The 21654-nt window shown below is 66.9% G+C and carries 19 protein-coding genes; 9 read left to right on the plus strand and 10 right to left on the minus strand.

Annotated features, from left to right (window positions below; genetic code table 11):
* Nucleotides 1-146 precede the first annotated feature (146 nt).
* From U4Y91_RS00125 to U4Y91_RS00135, 3 genes are all read right to left on the minus strand, one after another.
* The gene (locus tag U4Y91_RS00125; protein ID WP_321802389.1) at nucleotides 147-596 is read right to left on the minus strand and encodes an aconitase X swivel domain-containing protein; all 450 of its coding nucleotides are present in this window, start codon (nucleotides 594-596) and stop codon (nucleotides 147-149) included.
* A complete protein-coding gene (locus U4Y91_RS00130) occupies nucleotides 589-1836 on the minus strand; it encodes an aconitase X (RefSeq protein WP_321802391.1) in 1248 nt (415 codons plus the stop codon). Before U4Y91_RS00130 ends, U4Y91_RS00125 begins: the two co-directional genes overlap by 8 nt.
* Before the next feature lie 66 nt (nucleotides 1837-1902).
* A complete protein-coding gene (locus tag U4Y91_RS00135; RefSeq protein ID WP_321802393.1) occupies nucleotides 1903-2331 on the minus strand; it encodes a MarR family winged helix-turn-helix transcriptional regulator in 429 nt (142 codons plus the stop codon).
* A 111-nt stretch (nucleotides 2332-2442) separates the two neighbouring features.
* Here U4Y91_RS00135 and U4Y91_RS00140 point away from each other — a divergent pair, with 111 nt between their 5' ends.
* The 5 genes from U4Y91_RS00140 (at nucleotide 2443) to U4Y91_RS00160 (ending at nucleotide 8120) form a co-directional block, all read left to right on the plus strand.
* A complete protein-coding gene (locus U4Y91_RS00140; RefSeq protein ID WP_321802395.1) occupies nucleotides 2443-3363 on the plus strand; it encodes a LysR family transcriptional regulator in 921 nt (306 codons plus the stop codon).
* Nucleotides 3364-3470: 107 nt separating this feature from the next.
* On the plus strand, nucleotides 3471-3902 hold the full coding sequence (locus U4Y91_RS00145) for a MarR family winged helix-turn-helix transcriptional regulator (RefSeq protein WP_321802397.1): 432 nt from the start codon (nucleotides 3471-3473) through the stop codon (nucleotides 3900-3902).
* 61 nt (nucleotides 3903-3963) lie between these two features.
* Nucleotides 3964-5052, plus strand: a complete 1089-nt coding sequence (locus tag U4Y91_RS00150; RefSeq protein ID WP_321802399.1) for an HlyD family secretion protein — start codon at nucleotides 3964-3966, stop codon at nucleotides 5050-5052.
* A 13-nt stretch (nucleotides 5053-5065) separates the two neighbouring features.
* Complete coding sequence (locus tag U4Y91_RS00155) at nucleotides 5066-6640, plus strand: DHA2 family efflux MFS transporter permease subunit (protein WP_321802400.1); 1575 nt, start codon at nucleotides 5066-5068, stop codon at nucleotides 6638-6640.
* Nucleotides 6641-6656: 16 nt separating this feature from the next.
* Nucleotides 6657-8120, plus strand: a complete 1464-nt coding sequence (locus U4Y91_RS00160) for an efflux transporter outer membrane subunit (RefSeq protein ID WP_321802402.1) — start codon at nucleotides 6657-6659, stop codon at nucleotides 8118-8120.
* 22 nt (nucleotides 8121-8142) lie between these two features.
* Here the strand turns inward: U4Y91_RS00160 and U4Y91_RS00165 are convergent, their stop codons facing one another.
* A complete protein-coding gene (locus U4Y91_RS00165) occupies nucleotides 8143-8553 on the minus strand; it encodes a TIGR02594 family protein (RefSeq protein ID WP_321803133.1) in 411 nt (136 codons plus the stop codon).
* A 205-nt stretch (nucleotides 8554-8758) separates the two neighbouring features.
* On the opposite strand from U4Y91_RS00165, the gene U4Y91_RS00170 reads away from it, so the two are divergent.
* Entirely contained in the window at nucleotides 8759-9736 is a 978-nt protein-coding gene (locus U4Y91_RS00170; protein WP_321802404.1) for a hypothetical protein, read from the plus strand.
* Nucleotides 9737-9835: 99 nt separating this feature from the next.
* Here the strand turns inward: U4Y91_RS00170 and glmS are convergent, their stop codons facing one another.
* Nucleotides 9836-11653, minus strand: a complete 1818-nt coding sequence (gene glmS / locus U4Y91_RS00175; protein WP_321802405.1) for a glutamine--fructose-6-phosphate transaminase (isomerizing) — start codon at nucleotides 11651-11653, stop codon at nucleotides 9836-9838.
* Nucleotides 11654-12932: 1279 nt separating this feature from the next.
* Between glmS and wecB the strand changes: the two genes are divergently transcribed.
* Entirely contained in the window at nucleotides 12933-14150 is a 1218-nt protein-coding gene (gene wecB, locus U4Y91_RS00180; RefSeq protein WP_321802406.1) for a non-hydrolyzing UDP-N-acetylglucosamine 2-epimerase, read from the plus strand.
* A 144-nt stretch (nucleotides 14151-14294) separates the two neighbouring features.
* Here the strand turns inward: wecB and U4Y91_RS00185 are convergent, their stop codons facing one another.
* The 5 genes from U4Y91_RS00185 to U4Y91_RS00205 all read right to left on the minus strand — a co-directional run bounded on the left by U4Y91_RS00185 (nucleotide 14295) and on the right by U4Y91_RS00205 (nucleotide 19918).
* Nucleotides 14295-15083 (minus strand): hypothetical protein, encoded by a 789-nt coding sequence (locus tag U4Y91_RS00185; RefSeq protein ID WP_321802407.1) that lies wholly within the window; start codon nucleotides 15081-15083, stop codon nucleotides 14295-14297.
* Between the two features lie 101 nt (nucleotides 15084-15184).
* Nucleotides 15185-17047, minus strand: coding sequence for a methyl-accepting chemotaxis protein (locus tag U4Y91_RS00190; RefSeq protein ID WP_321802408.1), 1863 nt, complete (start codon nucleotides 17045-17047; stop codon nucleotides 15185-15187).
* Nucleotides 17048-17196: 149 nt separating this feature from the next.
* On the minus strand, nucleotides 17197-17877 hold the full coding sequence (locus U4Y91_RS00195) for a flagellar motor protein MotB (protein ID WP_321802409.1): 681 nt from the start codon (nucleotides 17875-17877) through the stop codon (nucleotides 17197-17199).
* 18 nt (nucleotides 17878-17895) lie between these two features.
* The gene (locus U4Y91_RS00200) at nucleotides 17896-18660 is read right to left on the minus strand and encodes a flagellar motor protein (protein ID WP_321802411.1); all 765 of its coding nucleotides are present in this window, start codon (nucleotides 18658-18660) and stop codon (nucleotides 17896-17898) included.
* A 22-nt stretch (nucleotides 18661-18682) separates the two neighbouring features.
* On the minus strand, nucleotides 18683-19918 hold the full coding sequence (locus tag U4Y91_RS00205) for a cyclic nucleotide-binding domain-containing protein (RefSeq protein ID WP_321802413.1): 1236 nt from the start codon (nucleotides 19916-19918) through the stop codon (nucleotides 18683-18685).
* A gap of 160 nt (nucleotides 19919-20078) precedes the next feature.
* Between U4Y91_RS00205 and U4Y91_RS00210 the strand changes: the two genes are divergently transcribed.
* Both U4Y91_RS00210 and U4Y91_RS00215 read left to right on the plus strand, forming a co-directional pair.
* Complete coding sequence (locus U4Y91_RS00210; protein WP_321802415.1) at nucleotides 20079-20540, plus strand: hypothetical protein; 462 nt, start codon at nucleotides 20079-20081, stop codon at nucleotides 20538-20540.
* 195 nt (nucleotides 20541-20735) lie between these two features.
* Entirely contained in the window at nucleotides 20736-21638 is a 903-nt protein-coding gene (locus U4Y91_RS00215) for a hypothetical protein (protein WP_321802417.1), read from the plus strand.
* Nucleotides 21639-21654 lie beyond the last annotated feature (16 nt).

A 21654-nucleotide genomic window follows, 5' to 3' on the forward strand; every position in this document is an offset into this window, starting at 1 on the left:
CGCTCCGTCGCCCGTATCGACCTGCATCGCCGACGTGAACGGAACCACGCGCTGCCCGTCAGCAGCCGACGAAGATCCGCGCACCGCCACCGCCCTCGCGCGTATCGATCAGCGGCTCACCGATGTGAACGATCCGTGCGCCCCCGTCAGCCGTCGACGAAGATCCGCGCACCGCCACCGCCCTCGCCCGCCTCGATCCGCACATCGCCCGTCGCGGCGACGATCGCGTCGTACACCGCGTCGGTCACATACACCACCGGCACCGCGATCGCATACAGCTCGGCGGCGACGATCGCGCCGATCGAGATGATCAGGTCGCGCTCCTTCAGCACGATCCCGACCGGCCCCGTGCCGTTGCGCACCGCTTCCGCGAGCACGCTGCTGCTCGAACTCGAGCCCTTCGCGTGCGGCATCACCATGATCCGGCCGGCGAGACTTGCACCCGCCTGCGGATGCCCGCGATCGACGATCCGCCCCGCCCCCGAGTCGTAGCCGCCCCAGAAGCTGAGCGGCTTGTCGAGCACGATCGTCTTCGCGCATGCGCTGCCCGGCACGAGCGTGTCACCCGTCAGTTTCCCGATCGTTGCATCAGTCATCGAATCGCACCTTTCCTTCGAACGCGGAACGCACGCACTCGCGCATGCTGCCGTACGCCACCGTGACGCCGATGTTCGCGGGCGCATACGACGCCCACTTCCCCGAGTTGGTCATCACCAGGCCCGACAGCTGTTTCATGACCGGCGTGATGTACGTGCAGGTATCGACGACGATCTGGATGCCGCGCGCGTCGAACTTGCCGGCGAGCCCGAGCTCGCCCAGCTCCCACAGGATGAAGCGGCTCGTGTTCACGTAGAAATCGCACTTCGGCCGGCCGTCGAACTGATCGAGCAGCGCGTCGAGCGTGCGGAACTCGGCCAGCGAGAAGTGCGGCGTGCCGAGCGCGACCGCGACGAGCGCATCGCCGGCCGCGCCGTGGTTCAGCGTGCGGCGGATCTCGTCGAGATCGGCCATCGCGACATCGACCGTGCGCTGTGCCGCCCGCCCGTGCAACGCGGCGTCGAGCGTCGGCGCCTCGGGCGTGACGCCCACCGCATGGAACAGCGCGACCGCCCCGCTCGATGCGGCCGCCGCGCCAAGCGCCTTGAGTTCGTCTTCGGTGGTGTCGGCGGGCAACCCGACGATCGCCGGCACGATCGCGCCGGCGATCCGGCCGATCAGAAGCCCCAGCGCCGCGAAATAGATGTCGCGCGAGGGCCGGTTGCCGAAGTCCGGCGCGTTGAACACGATCCGCGCCGCGCGATTCGCTTCGACGTGCAGCCCCGCATACGGCGCGCGCCCGGTGATCGCGGCGGCCAGGTCGAGAAAGTCGCCGTAGCGGCTGGTACGCGCACCGAGCACCGAATTGGCGAACACGATCGCATTGGATTCGGCCCACGCGATCTGCTCGCCCAGGCGCGGACGATTCTTCAGCTGATACGGCGCACACGTGAAGCTCGATTCGCAGCCGAGCTGCAGATGCGCATCCATCAGCCGCTGCGCGTCGCGCTGGATCGCGCGGTCGCCGTGATACAGCTCGGGATGGATCAGGTCGAGCGACCCGACGTTCAGGGTGGTCGGCACCGCGACCTGCGCGCCGGTGTCGACGAAATACTCGACGAAGTCGAGGCTGGTCCGGCCGTGGTAAAGACAGCCGTCGATATGCGCGGACGTGATGTCGATCAGGTGCGGCGCCGACATGACGTCGGCCGTGCGCGCGACGATCCGCATCGCGCGTGCGACGCCATCGCCGAATGCGCCTCGCAACATCGCGTCGTCGCGCTCGCTCAATTGCAGCATGGGGGCTCCTCGTGTCTCGTCCGGTGGATCCGGATCGCTTTTGTCATACTACCGCGCGCGTCGCGCCTAGCGCTGCGCCGTCAGGCTGAACAACTCGTCGCGCAACGCCTGGGCGCGGCCCTGGCCGAACTGCGTCTCGAACTCGTCCTGCGCGGCTTGCCACGCGACCTTCGCCTGCGCGTAGGTGCGCTCGCCGAGCTTCGTCAGGCTGAGCGCATGCGCGCGGGCGTCATGCTCGGACGCGGCCGCGGCGACGAAGCCGTCGCGCTGCAGCGGCTTCAGCGCGCGCAACAGCGTCGTGCGGTCCATCACCAGCCGATCGGCGAGTTCGCTCATCAACAGGCCGGGCCGGTGCGACAGGTTCGCCATGATCGAGAACTGCGCGGCCGTGACGCCGACCGGGGCCAGATGCCGCTCGTAGAGTTGCGTGACGAAGCGCGCCGCCTGACGCAGCGCGAGGCAATTGCAGGCCTGGGCCATCTGGATGTCGTTCATGACCGGCAATTTATATGTGCATATGCATAAAGTCAATGTACACTCGGCCGTAACAGGGCCGGCGCCGGCCGCGTGCATCCGGTGCCCCGCCCTCGCTTCGAGGAGACGGACATGGACTACATCGACAAGCTGCGGATCTTCCGGTCGGTGGTGGAAATGCGCAGCTTCACGCGCGCGGCCGACATGCACGGGCTCGCGCGGCCGGTCGTGTCGCGGGCGGTCGCGGATCTGGAAGCGCGCTTCGGCAGCCGCCTGCTGCACCGGACCACGCGCCAGGTCTCGCTGACCGAAACCGCCGAGCGCATCTACGAGCGATGTGCAGCGGTGCTCGACGAACTCGACTCGCTGGAAGCGCAGGCGCAGTCGCACACGCGCGAGCCCGAGGGGCTGCTGCGGCTCGTCGCGCACACGACGGCCGCGCTGAACCGGCTCGTGCCGCTGATCGCCGGTTTCAAGGCCGCGCATCCGAAGGTGCGGCTCGACGTCACGCTGACCGAGCGCCCGGTCGACCTCGTCGGCGAAGGCTACGACATCGGCATCGTCGTGCCGTACATGCTGACGAGCGAGACGACCGTCGTGCGGCTGATCGAACGCATTCCGGTGGTGATCGTCGCGACGCCCGCCTACCTGCGCGCGCATCCGCGTCCCGAAACGCCGGCCGAGCTCGCCGGCCACGCGTTCGTGCCGATGTCGCCGTCGCTGCGCCGGCCCGCGCTGTCGTTCCGCGTCGACGGCGACACGCTGACCGTGCCGCTGAGCTTCGACGTCTCGTCGAACAGCCCCGTCTTCAATCGCGAAATGGTGATGCACGACTTCGGCATCGGCGTCGTGCCGAGAGCGCTCGTCGAAGCCGAACTCGCGTCGGGTGCGCTCGTGCAGTTGCTCGAAGGCGCCGATCTCGTCGACGCGTTCGTGGAAATCAAGCTCGCCTACGCGAACCGCGCGCTGCTGCCCGCGAAGGTCAAGGCGTTCATCGACTACACGGCCGCGTACTGCGACCGCGAAGGCTCGATTGTTCCGGCCGCGGCCTGATCCGGCGCACAAACGCGCCTTTCCACCGCCGATTGGTACAGCCACGGCACTAATCTGATCCCGTCTCGCCGCTCGCTTCGCATCGCGTGGCCACCTAATATGTGCACATGCACAAGTCCACGCTTATCGATGACGATTGCTTCGCGGTCCGGCAAGCCGCCCGGCGGATCTCGCAGTTCTACGAGCGCTACCTGTCGCGGGCGGGCGTCACGCCATCGCAGTACAGCATTCTCGCGCTGCTGCGGGAGCGTCCGGGCCTGACGATGGCGACGCTGTCGACCGTGCTGGTGATCGAGCGCACCGCACTGTTGCGCGCGCTGAAGCCGCTGGTCGGCGCGGCGCTGGTCACGGGCCGGCTCGAGCCGCGTTGCCGGCGCCAGACGTTCGCGCTCACCGCGCACGGCGAAACGAAGATCGCCGACGCGCATGTGCACTGGCTCGCCGCGCAGGAAGCGTTCGAGCAGCGGTTCGGGCCGGCGCAGGCGGCCCGCCTCAGAGACGAGTTGTTCCGGATCACGCACAACCTGCCGGAACGCTAACTTCCCCGATCGGCGACGCGTCGTCGGTCGTTTCAATAAGTGCATATACATAGGTGAATCGATGGAAACGACCCAAGCCGCTGCCTCCCGCGAGGCAGCCACAACCGATCGGCCGGCAAAGCAGCGCCGCGTGCCGTGGATGCGGATCGCGGTGGCCGCCGTCGTCGTCGCGGTCGCGGCCGCGGCGCTCGACTGGCAGTTCGTGCTGCGTTTCCAGGAGAGCACCGACGATGCGTATGTCGGCGGCGACGTGACGGTGCTCGCACCGAAGGTGAACGGTTTCGTCGACAAGATCCTCGTGACCGACAACCAGCGCGTGAAGGCGGGCGACGTGCTCGTGCAGCTCGATGCGCGCGACTACGATGCGAAGCTCGCGCAGGCGACCGCCGAAGTCGACAGCGCGCGCTCCGCGGTGGCCGAACTCGAAGCGAAGCAGCAACTTCAATACGCGGTGATCGGCCAGCATGCGGCGGACCGGAATGCGTCGTCGGCCGAGCTCACGCGTGCGTCGTCCGATCGCGTGCGCTACCGCGAGCTCGTGAAATCCGATGCGGTGTCGAACCAGATCGTCGAGCGCGCGGACGCCGACTATTCGAAGGCGGATGCGGCCGTCGCGCGCAGCGACGCCGCGCTGCTCGCGTCGAAGCGGCAGCTCGACGTGCTCGGCGCGCAGCTCGCCGATGCGCGGGCCCGCGTGAACACGGCACTCGCCGCGCAACGCGTCGCGGCGCTGAACGTCGAGTACACGACGATCCGCTCGCCGGTCGACGGTTACGTCGGCAACCGCACGGGCCGCGTCGGGATGCTCGCGAACGTCGGCGTGCCGCTGCTGACGGTCGTGCCCGCGGCCGGGCTGTGGATCGACGCGAACTTCAAGGAAGACCAGCTGCGCAAGATGCGGGCAGGCGATCGTGTCGATGTCACGCTCGACGCGTCGAGCACGCGCCTCTACGGCCGTGTCGACAGCCTGGCGCCCGCGACCGGCGCAACCTTCAGCGTGCTGCCGCCCGAGAACGCGACCGGCAACTTCACGAAGATCGTCCAGCGCGTGCCGGTGCGCGTGCATCTCGATCCGCAGCCGGGCATCGAGCATGTGCTGCGCCCCGGTCTCTCCGCGGTCGTGACCGTGCATACCGACCACGCGAACTGAACGGGAGCCGACGATGACCACCGCGATTTCCGGCGACCCCGCGTCGCAACCGACCAAGCAGCGCGTCTTCGCGTTCGCGCTGATGTGCGTCGGCTTCTTCATGGCGACGCTCGACATCCAGATCGTCGCATCGTCGCTGCGCGACATCGGCGGCGGCCTGTCCGCCAGTCAGGACGAGCTGTCGTGGGTGCAGACGGCCTACCTGATCGCCGAGATCATCGTGATCCCGATGTCGGGCTGGCTGTCGAAGGTGATGTCGACGCGCTGGCTGTTCACCGCGTCGGCGGTCGGCTTCACGATCACGAGCATGCTGTGCGGGCTCGCGTGGGACATCAACTCGATGATCCTGTTCCGCGGGTTGCAGGGCGCGCTCGGCGCCGCGATGATCCCGACCGTGTTCACGACCGCGTTCGTGCTGTTCCCGGGCAAGCAGCGGCTGATCGCGTCGACGACGATCGGCGCGCTCGCGTCGCTCGCACCGGCGATCGGGCCGGTGATCGGCGGCTGGATCACCGATCAATGGTCGTGGCACTGGCTGTTCTACCTGAACCTCGTGCCGGGCATCGCGGTGGCCGCGCTGGTGCCGCGCTACGTGCACATCGACGCACCGGACCCGAGCCTCGTCAAGCGCGGCGACTATCTCGGCATCGTGCTGATGTCCGGCTTCCTCGGCTGCCTCGAATACGTGCTCGAGGAAGGCCCGCGCAAGAACTGGTTCGGCGATCATGTGATCGTGTTTTGCGCGTGGATCTCCGCCATCTGCGGCTTCCTGTTCATCGTGCACGCCCTGACCGCGGAAGACCCGATCGTCGACCTGCGCGCGCTCGCCGTGCGCAACTTCGGGATCGGCAGCCTGCTGTCGTTCGTGACGGGCATCGGGATCTTCGTCACCGTGTTCCTGACGCCGCTGTTTCTCGCGCAGGTGCGTGCGTTCAGTTCGCTGCAGATCGGCATCGCGCTGCTGTCGGTCGGCGCGTTCCAGTTGCTCGCGCTCTGCGCGTACGCGTTCGCCGCGCGCTACTTCAGCATGCGCGCGCTGCTCGTGTTCGGGCTGATCTGCTTCGGCCTCGGCTGCTACCTGTACACGCCGATCACGCACGACTGGGGCTGGCGGGAACTGCTGCTGCCGCAGGCGCTGCGCGGTATCGGCCAGCAGTTCAGCGTGCCGCCGATCGTGACGATGGCGTTGGGCTCGCTGCCGCAGTCGCGGCTGAAATCGGCGAGCGGCCTGTTCAACCTGATGCGCAACCTCGGCGGCGCGATCGGCATCGCGGTGAGCGCGACGATGCTCAACGACCGGCTGAACTTCCACTACCTGCGCCTGAACGAACACGTGAGCGCCGGCGAGCCGCAAGTCGCGTCGCTGCTCGACCGCCAGGCCGCGTACTGGACCTCGGTGGCCGGCAACACGCTGGATACCGCGCAGGCCGGCCTCGCGAACCTGCACCGCCTGATCTATCGGGAAGCGCTGACGCTCACCTACGCGGATGCGTACTACGCGCTGTCGCTGTGCTTCGTGGTCGCGCTGGTCGCCGTCGCGTTTTCCCGTCCCATCACCCTCAACGCGCCGCCACCGGACGCGCACTGAAGCCAAGGTCGTCATCATGAAAAAGCTACTCGTCGCGCTGGCCGTCAGCGCCTTCGCCGCAGGGTGTGCGGTGCAGCCCGCGCAGCATCCCGCGCTGCACGATTCCGTCCAGTCGCTCGCGCCCGCCGCGTGGGACACCGACGTGCCGCGCGCGGACATCGACGCCGCCGCGTGGTGGGCGCAGTTCAACGACCCCGTGCTCGACCGGCTGATCGCGACCGTGCTCGACGGCAACCTCGATCTGCAGGCCGCCGCCGAACGCGTGAAGCAGGCGCAGGCGCTGACCGTGCAGAAGCGCGCGGTGCTGCTGCCCGAACTCGACGCGACCGCGCATGCGGCCGACGAGCGCAAGAACACGCCGCCGCCGCTCGGCTACGTGCGGCAGGCCGGCGCGGGGCTCGCGCTGAGCTGGTCGCCCGACGTGTTCGGCGGCGAACGGCTCGACCTGCTGGCCGCGCAGGCCGAGCTGGTCGGGCAAAAGCATGCGGAAGACGCGATGCGGCTCGCGCTCGCGGCCGATGCGGCATCCGCCTATGTCGACCTGCGCTGGGCGCAGCAGGAATTGAAGATCCTGCAGGACAACGCGGCGATCCGCCGGCACGCGCTCGAACTCACGCGCAAGCGGCAGGCGTTCGGGCTGTCGACGGAGCTCGACGTCACGCGCGCGCAGAACCAGCTCGATGCGCTCGAAGCGCGGATTCCGCCGACGCAAGCGCAGATCGCGCATCAGCTCAACCTGATCGCCGTGTATTCGGGCCGCACGCCCGAGTCAGTCGACCGGCTCGTGCTCGTGCAGGCCGGCGCGATTCCGGCGCCGCCGGCCGGGTCGCCCGCCACGCTGCCTTCGCAGGCGCTGCTGCGCCGGCCGGACGTGCTGACCGCCTACGCGCAGGTCGAGCGGCGCGCGGCGCAGGTCGGTGTCGCGAAGGCCGAGCGGTATCCGAAGTTCTCGCTGAACCTGACGGACGGAATTCTGGCCGCGTCGTATCTCGGGTTGCCGACGCTGACCGACAACCTGTTCAGCGCGGCGTTGAGCGCGACGAGCCCGATCTTCAACGCGGGGCGGATTACCGCCGATATCTCGCAGAGCGAAAGCCGGATGCGCGAGTCGGAACTCGGGTTGCGGCAGACGATGCTGCAGGCGTTGCGGGAGGTCGAGGACGCGCGCGTGAACCTCGTCAGCAGCGATGAAGCGACGCAGCGGCTCGGCAGCGCGCTCGCGGCATCGGACAAGGCACTCGGGCTCGCGAACCAGCTCTACAAGGGCGGCGCGACGGATTTTCTGGACGTGCTGTCCGCGCAGGAGGTGTATCTGCGGGATTCGGACGCGCTCAACCAGGTCCGGCGCGAGCATGCGCTGGCGGCGGTTGCGCTGTATCGGTCGCTCGGCGGCGGATGGAGCCGGAACGATGCGGCGGACGGGACGCCGGCGGCGCCGGTGGCTGTGGCCGCTGCGGTCGTCCCCGCGGCAAAGGAATGACGACGGCCGCGGTGCAGTGCGCTCAGCCGGCTTCGGGCCACCGGTAGCCGATCACTTCGCTCAGCGGATACGCGAGCTCGCGCACTTCGTCGAGCTGGTTGCCGCCGAACAGATGCACGTGCCGGTCGTCGTGACGCAGATAGAACCCGACGTGGCCCTTCCAGCTCGCGGGATCGTCACGCGTCAGGATCGCGATGCAGCCGTACACCGGCCGCTCCAGCGGGCGGCCCCATTCGAGCCACGAACGCGCAAGCGCGGAGCCCGTGCCGCGGATGCCGGCATGCGTCATGCACCAGTTGACGAACGACGAGCACCACGAAATCTTGTCGTCATAGCCGACGAGGTTCGTGTGGTTGTTGTATTCGACGATGCGCGGATTGATGCTGCCGGGCGGAAAGCGGCGGATGCCCAGCTCGGCCAGCGCGACGCGCATCCACGGCGGATGGCCGGCTTGCGGGTTGCCCTCGGGGTTCGATCGGATCACGACGGTCTCGGGTTCGGTTGTCGGAACGGATCGCGAATCTTCGCACGAATGCGGCGACATGACAGCGTGTGCTCGAGCCGTTCCGCGAGATCGACTACCATCTGACCAATCCAGCGATTTCCAAGCAACCTCCTCCGCAGCGAGGCCGCTCGCCATGACTACCCGCCCGGACGGCTCGCTGCCGTCCCGCACCGACAACGCGACGAACCGATCAAGCCAGGACACGGACGCAAAACCGCGCGTCATTCCGCTGCCGGCAAATCTTCGGCAGATACCGTCTTGCGAAGGGATTCCCGACCGGTTCAACACCTATCTGCTCAACATCGGTTTGATGCTGTTATTCGGCACGATGTTCGTCGGGTTGCTCGTAGCGCCCTTCATAGATGCGTCCTCGTCGCGCACCGGGTTCATCGGCTTCGTTCTATGGATTTGCATCCTGGCCTGCCTCGCCTGGATGGTGGTGATCGTGATTCGCGCGACGATGAATATCGGTGGCTGGTTTCAGGTCGACGCAACCGGCTTCCGATATGGCATCGGCAAGCGCACGGATCCGTCCGCCCCGCAGCAGGAACAGTGCATCGAATGGCGCGAAATCGTGCCGAGTCAGGACATGCGCTGCGACGTCGAGTACAACACGGCATCCAGCATAACCATGAGCGCGGCGAACTTCCAGTTCTGGCGACGCGGTGCCAAGCGAGAACCGGCGAAGCGCTACACGCTGCCGGCGAGACTCGCGGAGTTCGACGCGGACAATGCCATTCGCTGCATCCGCTTCAGGAATCGTCACGACCTGCTTGTCGCGCTGCTGTGCGGCCTCGCACATCAGGGGCTGCGCTTCAATCCGAGCGCGTTCATCGCCGCCGGAATTCACCCGGAAACCTGGCAGCCGCTCGCGAAGGCGCGACGTCCGGCCATCGTCTATTTTTCGATCGCCGGCACACCGGCGCTTCTCGCCTTCTGGATATGGGGAAGCCTGTCGCTGCCCTTTTCGCTGGCGATCCTGATTGTCTCCCTCGCGTACTACCAAACCGAGGGCAAATACGATTTCTCGCCGGATATCAAGCGCTATCCGCGCGATCCGATCGTGTTCCGGATCGACGACGACACGCCTGGCGACGATCCGCGATCGTAACGGCGCGGGCGATCGCACATCGATCGCTTTCATTCGCCGCCGCCGTCGCGGAACCGCCCGGCATCGTGCCGACGCAGCTCCGCCAACTAGTTCCTCCCACTACTCGACCGTCACCGATTTCGCCAGGTTCCTCGGCTTGTCGATATCCGCGCCGCGCAGGCAAGCGGCATGATACGCGAGCAGTTGCAGCGGCACGACGTGCAGGATCGGCGACAGCAGCCCGTAGTAATCCGGCATCCTCATCACCGACACGCCTTCGCCGTCGTCGATCCGCGTATCGGCATCGGCGAACACGTACAGCTGCCCGCCCCGCGCCCGCACTTCCTGCATGTTCGACTTGAGCTTCTCGAGCAGCGCGTCGTTCGGCGCGATCGTCGCGACCGGCATCGCGTGCGTCACGAGCGCGAGCGGCCCGTGCTTCAGCTCGCCGGCCGGATACGCTTCCGCGTGGATATACGAAATCTCCTTCAGCTTCAGCGCCCCTTCGAGCGCGATCGGGTAATGCAGCCCGCGCCCGAGAAACAGCGCATTCTCGTGCCGCGAGAATTCCGCGGCCCAGCGCTCGATCTGCGGCTCCAGCGCGAGCACGTCCTCGAGCGCGCCCGGCAGCCGCCGCAGCTGCGCCGTATAGCGCGCGAGCTGCGCATCGTCGACGTAGCCGCGCAGCCGGCCGAGCGTCACCGCGAGAATGAACAGCGCGACGAGCTGGGTCGTAAACGCCTTGGTCGACGCGACGCCGATTTCCGGGCCGGCGCGCGTCAGGAACCGCAGGCCCGTCTGCCGCATCATCGCGCTGGTCGGCACGTTGCAGATCGCGAGCGTATCGATATGCCCGAGCGCCTGCGCATACTTGAGCGCGGCGAGCGTGTCGGCGGTCTCGCCGGATTGCGACACGCTGACCACGAGCGTATTCGGCAACGCGAGCGCATCGCTGTAACGGTATTCGCTCGCGATTTCGACCTGCGCGGGCAGGCGCGCGATCGTCTCGAGCCAGCGGCGCGCGGTCAGGCCGGAATAGTGACTCGTGCCGCACGCGAGGATCAGCACGTTGTCGATCTGCTCGAACGCGCGCGCGGCATCCGGGCCGAACGCCGCCGGATCGAACAGCCCCGCATTGGGGATGGTCGCGGCCACGGCCTGCGGCTGCTCGAAGATTTCCTTCTGCATGAAATGCCGGTACGGCCCGAGCTCGACCGCGCCTTGTGTCGACGAGACGGTCTGGATCGGACGATCGACCTGTGTGCCGCCGCGTTCGAGAATGCGCACGCCGCCCGGCGTCAACTCGACGATGTCGCCTTCCTCGAGAAAGATGAAGCGGTCGGTGATGCCGGCGAGCGCGAGCGCGTCGGACGCGAGGAAGCATTCGTCGTCCTTCAGGCCGACGACGAGCGGCGAGCCGACCCGCGCACCGATCAGCCGCTGCGGCTCGTGCTTGCTGAACACCGCGATCGCGTATGCGCCGTGCAGCTGCGACGTCGCATCGCGCACGGCGGCGAGCAGGTCGCCACGATACTTGCTGTGGATCAGGTGGGCGACGACCTCAGTGTCGGTCTGGCCGTCGAACTGGTAATGCTCGTCTGACAGTTGCCTGCGCAACGTCTCGTGATTCTCGATGATGCCGTTGTGCACGAGCGCGATTTCGTCGCGCGAGAAGATCGGATGCGCGTTGCAGGTGGCGGGCGCGCCGTGCGTCGCCCAACGGGTGTGCGCGATGCCGGTGCTGCCGGACAGCCCGGCGCTGCGCACGTGCGCGTCGAGATCGGCGACGCGCGACACACTGCGTTCGCGGCGCGCCTGGCCGTCGACGACGGTCGCCACGCCGCATGAATCGTAGCCGCGATACTCGAGGCGGCGCAAACCTTCGATCAGAATCGGAACGATGTTCCGTTGCGCGACCGCGCCGACGATGCCACACATGACACGTCTCCTTCCCCTGTTTCCGTTGATCGACCGTGCGCTGTCGTATCAGCGCGATCCGGTCACCGTCGTCTCCGCCGTCGTGAACCCGCATGGGCGGGAGCGAGCGGGTCGACATCGACGTAATGACCGGCACACTCCATCGCGTCGGCAACCGGCCGCGATGCGCGGTCAAGCGCGGCCTGCACGCCGCCCGCCCGGCACGTGTCGTCGCGCCTTGCGGGTTCGTCGTATCGGTATCCCCGCCCTTCCGTCGTCGCTCGAACACGGAGGGACGCGCCTGTCCTGCTGAAACAAGCAAGGGGTGAGCCATGGATCGCCCCGCCCCGTGGTGCAATGGCAGCGAGTACCCGATCGACCTGCTCCGGGCACGGACCGCGTGTTTTTGATTCACCGGTGAATCAGGGTTCGCCTCCCCCTAGCGGGATCTTCCGCCTTCATCGAACCGATACGTCGCGCGCCACCATTTCTGGAAGTCGACCGCTGCAGGCTGTCGTTGCAGGGTCCCTGTCCGGCAACGACCCGTGCGCGTCGCGGCACACATCGACCAGCCGCCTTTCGGATATGGCCGGACGGCTCCGGACGGTCGTTACAGATACGCAACGTTTCGCATCGTCCGGTGCGGACGATGCACGCGCCGCGATGCGTGAGGGCCATCCTTCGCACGGAGGCAATGTGTGGCAGCCGACGACGTCCCGACGTTGCCCGGACAAAACTCGCATGTCGAAACGCTCCGAGGCACGCGAAACGGTGCATGCGGTTCGATCGGCAGCCAACGCGTGACGCAAGTCGCCATCCTTCACATGACGTGACCGGCTCGATGGCGCGAGCGGTCGGATTTTTACCCGTATCGCGGCAGGGCGCCGCAATCGCGCTCGTAGCAATTGTGAAACGTTCCCTCGCATTCCACCGGTGTGGCGCGAAGCGGGGCCGGTCACAGGGCCACTGGTTTGAATATTGCTCTATCGGAAGGAGGAACACGCACGGGCGCGCAGCGACGATAAGACGTGCGCGGCCTGACCGGCAGACATGGCGATCGACACAGCGAGACATGCTCATGACGTGATTGACGAGGTGCAATGGGACGGCCGTAGTTCGACGATTGCGTGGCGCAGACCACGCGGACAAAAACGGCGCGCTCGCCCCGCAACACCGCTACATGTCGCGCGGCTGGCGCCGGCCGGCGCGGACACATGCGGAGACGGGACGGGTTGCCTGCAACCATGCCTGGCGCCAGGCGCCGGATCTTCCGGCGCGAAGATGCTCAACGAGGACAACGATGAAAAAGATCTTGCTTGTGTTCGGCACTCGACCGGAAGCCATCAAGATGGCGCCGCTCGTCCGCGCACTGAAGGCGCGCAAGGATGTCGACGCCCGCGTATGCGTGACCGCCCAGCATCGGGAAATGCTGGATCAAGTCCTCACGTTGTTCGACATCAAGCCCGACTACGATCTCAATCTGATGCGTCAGAGCCAGACGCTGACCGACGTGACGACCGGCATTCTTCAGGCGATCGGGACCGTCTTCGATGACTTGCGTCCGGACGTCGTGCTGGTGCACGGCGACACGACGACGACGCTGGCCGTCAGTATCGCGGCGTTCTACCGCTATCTGCCGGTCGGGCACGTGGAAGCGGGCTTGCGCAGCGGCGACATCTGGTCGCCGTGGCCGGAGGAATTGAATCGCCGCGTGACCGATGCGGTGTCGTCATGGCATTTCGCGCCGACCGGCCAGGCGCGCGACAACCTGTTCAGCGAAGGCGTGCCGGTGGGTGCGGTCGTGATGACGGGCAACACCGTGATCGATGCGCTGCACGACGTCAAGCGCATGCTCGACCACGATACCGCGCTCAACGACAAGGTCGCCGCGCACTTTCCGTTTCTCGAAGCGTCGCGCCGTGTCGTGCTGATCACCGGCCATCGCCGCGAGAGCTTCGGCGAACCGTTCCGGCATTTCTGCGAGGCGCTCTGCACGCTCGCGAAGCGCTATCCCGATGCGCAGTTCGTCTATCCGCTGCACTTGAATCCGAACGTGCGCGAGCCGGCGCGCGCGCTGCTCGGCAGCGTACCGAACATCTACCTGATCGAACCCCAGGAATATCTTTCGTTCGTATTCCTGATGTCACGCTCGCACTTCATCATCACCGATTCGGGCGGCATCCAGGAGGAAGGGCCGGCACTCGGCAAGCCGGTGCTCGTCACGCGCGAGACGACCGAGCGGCCCGAAGCGATCCACGCCGGCACCGCGCGGCTCGTCGGCACGGACCAGGAGCGGATCGTCTGGGAGGCGTCGCGGCTATTCGACAGCGACAGCGCGTATGAGGAAATGGCGCGCGCGAGCAATCCGTACGGCGACGGCCATGCGAGCGAGCGGATCATTCATGCGCTGATGCACACGCCGGGGGCGACCGCGAAGGCGACGAGCTTTTCGATGGGCGCCGCGGAGATGCCGTTCAACCCGCTCACCCTGGGGTTGCAGGCGTTGCGCTCGCGTTGAAGTCGCTCGCCAGACGGCATGCCGACGGTCGGCGACACGTGATGTCGCCAACCGTCATTGGTCGGACGCGAACCCCCATCCATCGCCGTCGAATCGCGCCGTGCGATCGACGGCTGCGACCCGTCTCTGCCGCCCGCTATCCCGCTATCGGACCACGGCATCGGCCATCGATTGCGCCTGCGCGACCAGCCGCGGATAAATCCGCTGGGCCCCCACCTGCCTGGCGAAACACGCCTGCCGCGCGTTCTCGGGCACGCGCGCCGCGCCGCACGCCGCGATCGGGCGCAGCGTCACGCCCCGCCACAGGATATAAACGCGTTGGCCCTGCCGGACCGACACGGCCAGCGTGTTCGGCCCGTCCGGCACGCCGTCCTGGCTTTCGCCCAGCAGCCAGGCCTTCACCACGCCGTCGGCCGGCTGCCGCTTGACGGGCAACTCGGCGAAGCGAAACGCCGCGGCGTCGTCGCTGAATACGTGCGTGTATAGCGTTTCGTTGCCGAACATCGCGGCGACGTCGTCGGTCGGCTTGATGCCGGCGTCCGCCGTGCTCGCCCAGGCCTTCAGCAGCGGAACGGTCGTCACGACGAGATGCGTCTTGCCGTCGTCCGACTTGAAGGACAACCCGTCCGGCCCCGGCGGCATCCCGTCGACGGGGCCGACGCTCTGCACCGTGCCCTCGGCCTGCGCGACGAACCCTCTCGCCCTGACCGTGCCGATCAGCTTGGTGAGCCGCGCGTTCACGTCGGCCGTGTACTGCCGGTCGACGCCCGCCCGATCCTCCATCCGCGCCGCCGCCACGGCCGCCGCGGCCTGCTTCCGATAGGCAAGATACGCATCCGCCGGCGATGCGATCACCTTCGCCCCGACCGCGGCAAGCACCGCCGCGACCACCACCGCCCCCACCCCGACCTTCAGTCTTGAAATGCGCTTCATTTTTATGACGTCACCGATTCCCGCGCCGACAGCGAAAACGGCTGCCGTACCCCCACGGCAGCCGTCCCTCAGAAACGCGCCATTCTAACGTCGCGTGGACGCTATTCATCTACCTTGAACGCCGATACCAGTCGCGTCAGATCCGCCGCCTGCTGCTTCAGGCTCTCCGCGGCCGCCGCGCTTTCCTCGACCAGCGCCGCGTTCTGCTGCGTCATCTGATCGAGCGACTGCACCGCGTCGCCGATCTGGTCGATGCCCGCGCTCTGCTCCAGGCTCGCCTCGGCGATCTCGCTCATCATCGCGCTGACGCCCTGCACCTGCGACACGACATCGCGCATCACCTTGCCGGCCTCGCCGACGAGCCGCGACCCGGTGCTCACCGTCCCTGCACTGTGCTCGATCAGCGCCTTGATCTCCTTCGCCGCCTGCGCGCTGCGCTGCGCGAGGTTCCGCACTTCCGACGCAACGACCGCGAACCCGCGCCCCTGCTCGCCGGCGCGGGCGGCCTCGACCGCCGCATTCAGCGCGAGGATGTTGGTCTGGAACGAGATGCTGTCAATCATCACAATGATCTCGGCGATCCGCCGCGACGCGTCGCTGATCTGCTCCATCGTGGTCACGACTTCGCCCACGACCTGGCCGCCGCGCGTCGCCGTGTCGGCTGCGCCGGTAATCAGCTGCGCGGCCGTCGTCGCGGTTTCGGTGTTGTTGCGCACGACCGCCGTGATCTCCTCCATCGACGAAGCCGTCCGCTCGAGGTTGCCCGACTGCCCTTCGGTCCGTTCGCTGAGGTCGGCATTGCCCGACGCGATCTGCGCGGACCCGGTCGCAATCGACGCGGATGCCGCGCGGATCCTGTGGACGAGCGTCGACAACGACGACACGAAACGGTTGAACGCGTCCGACAGCTGGCCGATCTCGTCCTGGCTTTCGACCGTCATCCGGCGCGTCAGGTCGCCCTGGCCGCCCGCGATGTCCGACAGCAGCGTCGCCGCGCGGCGGATCGGCGCGGCGATCGCACGCCCGACCAGCCAGATCACGACCAGCGCGACGCCGAGGCCCGTGATCGCGGCGACGAGTGCCGCACTGCGAATCGCACGCGTCACCGGCCCGAGCAGTTCGGTCTGCGGCACTTCGACGACCACATACGCATTCAGCTCCGGAACGAACGACGTCGCGATGAAGCGCGTGCCGCCGTCGCCGTCGTAGCTCAGCGTCGCATACGGCTTGCCGGCCAGCAGCGTCGACGATGCGTCGCCAGGCAGGCCCGGTTCGTCCTTCAGGAAGTGCTTGCCGTCGATCAGCGACGCATCGCGATGCATCATGATCGCGCCGTCCGGCCGCACGAGGTACGCAAACCCGGTGTCGCCGATCCGGTATGCGGCGATCCCCCTCGCGAGCGCGTCGACGGACAGGCTCATGCCGGCCGCGCCGATCGGCTCGCCGTCGATCTCCACCCGGCTGTTGATGAACATCATGTAGCCGCCGGCCGTGACCTCGCGATCCATGTTCACGTCATAGGCCTTGCCCGACGCGAGGAAATCCGTCAGCCACCGATCCTGGTCGGTGACCTTCCGCTGCAGGCCGGCTTCGTTGTAGTAGTTGCCGCTCTTCACCGATACCCACTGCACGGACGCCGCCTTCTGCTCGTCCTTCACGTGCTTCGCCAGCTGAATCCAGCTGCGCGTGCCGGCATCGGGCTCGCCGTCGGCCTCCCATTGCAGCAGGAACGCATCGCGCGCAAGGAGGCGCGATGCGGCGATCGGCCCGGCCATCTGCCGCTGCACGTCGGCACGGATGCCGCTCACGGCCGTCGGCAGTTCCTCGCGGACGACGCGATCGCGCACGGCGTTGCCGATCAGACGGACGCTCAACCCGCTCGAAATCGCGACGAACACGAGCAGGCAACTCGTCATGCTGAGAATCAGCTTGTTCTGAATGGACAGCTTGCGCCAGAAATGCATGGAGAACCCTCGATAACCGCTCGGTCTGAGCCAGCCTGGGTTATCGGCAGGCACGCGCGGAATCGCAGCGCCGGGTTCACATGTTCGTCATGCGAGATCCGATATGTCGTCGACGGGCGGCCGTCGCGCGCCCGTCGAGGTTCGCGCGCTCAATACGCGACGAAGATCGTCACCCGCCGGTTGCGCGCCCGCGCGGCCGCATCGTCGCCCGCGACGAGCGGCTGCGTATCGGCCCGCCCGATCGCGGCGAGCCGGTGCGGCGCGACGCCGCGATCGGCCAGATAGCGCACGACGCTGCCCGCCCGCGCGGACGACAGCTCCCAGTTCGACTCGTATTTCGCGTTCGCGATCGGCACGCTGTCGGTATGCCCTTCGACGAGGATGTCGCCGCTCGCATGCGCGCTCAGCACCTGCGCGATCTGGCTCAGCACCGGCGTCGCGTCCGGCAGCAAGCGCGCATCGCCGACGTTGAACAGGATCTTCGCGTCGATGCCGATCTCGATGCCGTGCGGCGCGCGCACGAGCGAGATGCGGCCGGCCGTCTTCAGCGCGTCGAGCGATGCGAGCCAGGCAGGCGCGCGCCCGGGCATCGTTGCGGCGGGCGCGCTTGCTGTCCCACCGTCATGCCGCGCAAGCGTCTGATAACGCGCATCGAGCGCGTTGTATTTCGCGAGCTGCAGCACGTACAGCGCGAGAAACAGCACCATCAGCGTCGTGACGAGATCCGCGTAGGAAATCAGCCAGCGCCCGGACTGCGTGCCTTCTGCCTCGTCGTCGTCGCGATCGGCCGCGGCCGAACCCGCACGCGCGCCATCAGTTCGAGCCGTCATGTCGATGCTCCCGGTGCGTCATGCGAGCGACTCCGCCGCGCGGCCGCGCACGTCGCCGATGAGCCGCGTCTCGATCGTGTGAGGCGACTCCTTGCGCGAGATCGCGAGCAAACCGTCGAGATACAGCTTGCGGAACCGCAGCTCGCTGTCGATCTGCGCGCGCAGCTTGCCGTAGAGCGGCAGGAACACGAGGTTCGCGAACGCGAGGCCGTAGAGCGTCGCGATGAACGCGACCGCGATGCCCGGCCCGAGCTGCGCCGGTTCGAGAATATGGCTCGTCACCTGCACCAGCCCGAGCACCGAGCCGAGAATGCCGAACGTCGGCGCATAGCCGCCGGCCTGCTGCCAGACGCGCGCGGCCGCGAGGCGGCTGCGCTCGTAGGCGTCGAGCTCGCGCTGCAGCGCGTCCTCGAGCACCGCGGTCGACACGCCGTTCGCGAGCAGTTCGAGCCCGCGCCGCGCGAACGGATGGATGCCGCTCACGTCCATCGATTCGAAGGCGAGCAGCCCGTCGAGCTTCGCGCGATCGCCCCACTCCAGCAGGTCGGTCAGGTGCTTGCGATCGACTTCCTGCGCGCGCACGAACGCGAGCCGCAGCTGCTTCACCGCATCGAGGAAGCGCGCCCACGTATTCTGGATCATCACCGCGCCGAGCGTGCCGCCGAGCACGATCACGAGCGCTTCGAACTGGAACAACATTGAAAAATGTCCGCCTTCCAGCGCGAAGCCGAACACGATCGCCACGCCGCCGAGCAGCACGCCGGCCAGGGTCAACAGGTCCATGGATGTCTCCGTCGGGTGGGCGTCACGCAGCGGACGAAGCCGGCGGCGCGGACGCCGCCGGCGCCTTGGCCGCGCGCACGGCATCGAGCACGCGCCGCTCGATCTCCTCGATCTCGATCGGGTCGAGCTTGAGCTCGCGGCGCATCACCCACGACACCTCGTTGCGCCGCGCTTCCGTCATCACGGAGAACAGCTTGTCGGCCACCGCGCGATCGTCGAGGCTCGCGATCAGCTTCGCGAGGTCGTACGTATCGAACGCGCTGATCACGTCGAACAGCGTGCGCTGGTCGACCCCCACGAGATCCTCGAGCGCGCGCACCTCGCCGCCGGCGCGCGGGCTGCGCCGCGAGAAATACGCGACGCCCTTCTGCCCGACGTAACCGAGCACCTTCGACTTGCGGAACGCGAACACCTCGTCGGCGATCTCGCCGTGCGACAGCTTGTTGAGCAGCAGCTTCCGGTCGACGCCGATCAGCGCTTCGAGATCGGCGAGCTCGATCAGCTCCAGTTCGCTGTTGATCGACACGTCGAGATCGTGATCGGCAACCTGCTGCGCGCGATCGACCACGCGCGCGGCATCGAACGTGACGGCCTGGCGCGCATCCGACGACGCCGGGTAATCGGCCGCGCCGCCGGCATGGTCGCCCTGCGCGGCTTCGATCGTGACGAGATTGAGCTTCTCCATGCGGCGCAGCATCGCAAGCACGTGCGGGCGCGAATGGCCGGCAATCGCGCGGCACCGGCGGATCACCTCCGCGAGCGGCACCGACACCTCCGCGTGTGCCTGCATCGGCCGCCGCGACCACGCATCGTCCGGGCCGCGCGCGTCGGCGCCCGCCATCAGCGACAGCACGTGCGCATACGACAGCACGCCCGGCATGAAGTCGGCATGCGTATAGGTCGCGAGCTGGTCGTCCTTGCGCTTCACGCGCCGGATCATCGTGCGCACGATGTGGCGAAGCAGCGCCGACACGTGCTCGATTTCCTCGTCGATCGTCGCGGCCGGCACGACCGTGAGCTGGCAGAACGACAGCGCCTTCGCGGTATGCGCGCGCGGCTCGGCGGCGAGCAGCGCCGATTCGCCGAAGAACTCGCCGCGCCCGAGCGTCGCGACGACGACGCGCTTGTCGTCGCAGCGCGTCGACAGCTCGACCTTGCCGTCGGCGATCAGAAAGATGACGGGCTCGCCGGCGAAGCCCTCCGAGTAGATGATCTCGCCGGGCGCGGCCGTACGCGTCCACGATTGCTGACGATTCATGTTGGTTCCCCTGCAGCGCTGGTTGTTGCGGACTGCGCGTCGCATGTCGCATGCATGCGATCGGCAGTCATCCCCGTGCCCGTTTAACGTCATCGGCGCCGACATCCTTTAGCGAAATCCTGCTCGTTACCGACGAAAATCAACGTGAAACGTTTGCGGATTGCCGCGCATCGTCAGCAGATTCTTCGATGCGTGCGCATTCGTGCGCTCCCGCCCGCAAGCGGATCACCGCACGGCCATCGCGAACGATGCGGTCGATCGTGAGCACGGCAGTGTTGACGATGCCGGCGTCGAAGCCGAAGCCGATGCCGATGCCGAAGTCGAAGTCGAAGCCGCTGAAGTCGAAGCCGAAGCTGACATCGAAGCCGAAGCCGACGTCGATGACGACGTCGAAGTCGAAGTCGAAGTCGAAGCCGAAGCCGAAGCCGAAGCCGGAGCCAAAGCCAAAGCCGGAGCCGAAGCCGGAGCCGAAGCCGGAGCCGAAGCCGAAGCCAAAGCCGAAGTCGAAGCCGAATCACAGCGCGTATACCCGAATGCGCCACCCACGCCCGCTCGTCAGGAGATTCCCCGCGCCGGCCATACCGATGCCGCGTGCAAACGTTTCGGGATGCTGCGTTTTTGATCGCGAGCCAGCCGCGGAGCAATTTCCATTCCGCGGCATCCGCCCCCTTATTGCGCATATCGTCCGATAATTGCCTTTTATTTTCGTCTAAAATCGCGCTTCTTCTTACCTTAGGATGGATGCGAAGTTTTGATTAAACTGACGAAAACTATCTCGCGCACGGCCATTGCCGCATGCGTTGCTTATGCCGGGCTGATGCCCTTGTCCCAATCCGCCAGCGCCCAGGTCGAACCGCTGAAGAATCCGGTCTACGGCGTCACGCTCGATGACCTGACGAAACTGGATGCGATCATCGCGTCGCTGCAGAACCTGCCGTACCGACCGACGGTGCGCGTCGTGTTCGATCCGGGCACGTCGGCCGCCGACTACTACGCACCGCTGCTGCGCCTGCACTCGGTCGCCTACGTGATGGGCGAAGTCTACGATTCGTACTATTTCCCGACGGATATCACGACGTACAAGGCGCGCACGCAGGAACTGGTGTCGCAGCTGAAGAACACAGTCGACGTGTGGGAAATCGCCAACGAAATCAACGGCGAATGGTTGCGCAAGGATCCGAGCGGCACGAACACCGTGGTCAATTCGGAAGAGCAGCAGATCGGTCAGATGGTCGCCGCAGCCAACACGATCGTCAAATCGAATGGCGGCAAGACCGCGATCACGCTGTACTACAACGACGACAGCAAGGGCACCAACTGCTGGGCGAAGCCGCAGGATTACTGGAAGACCTGGCCGACCGCGTTCCTGCCGGCGACGGTTCGCCAGCAGGCCGACTACGCGCTGTTCAGCTACTACCCGTACCAGGATTGCCCGGGGCTGAATCCGTCGTGGAAAAACGATTTCGCGGCGCTGGAAAGCATCTTCCCGAACGCGAAGGTCGGCTTCGGCGAAATCGGCGTGTCGGATATCTCGGCGCCGGCGTCGGTGCAGCAGAACCTGATCAAGACCTACTACCCGATGGTCAACAGCATGACCGATCCGCGCTTCATCGGCGGGTTCTTCTGGTGGACCTACGTCGAGCAGATGCTCCCGTATTCGACGAGTTCGTACTTCCAGCTGCTGCGTCAAACGATCATCACGCTCAAGTCGCCCAACTGATCGGCCCCACCATCGA

The organism is Burkholderia sp. BCC1993, from assembly GCF_905339865.1.
In the GTDB taxonomy this organism is placed as follows: domain Bacteria; phylum Pseudomonadota; class Gammaproteobacteria; order Burkholderiales; family Burkholderiaceae; genus Burkholderia.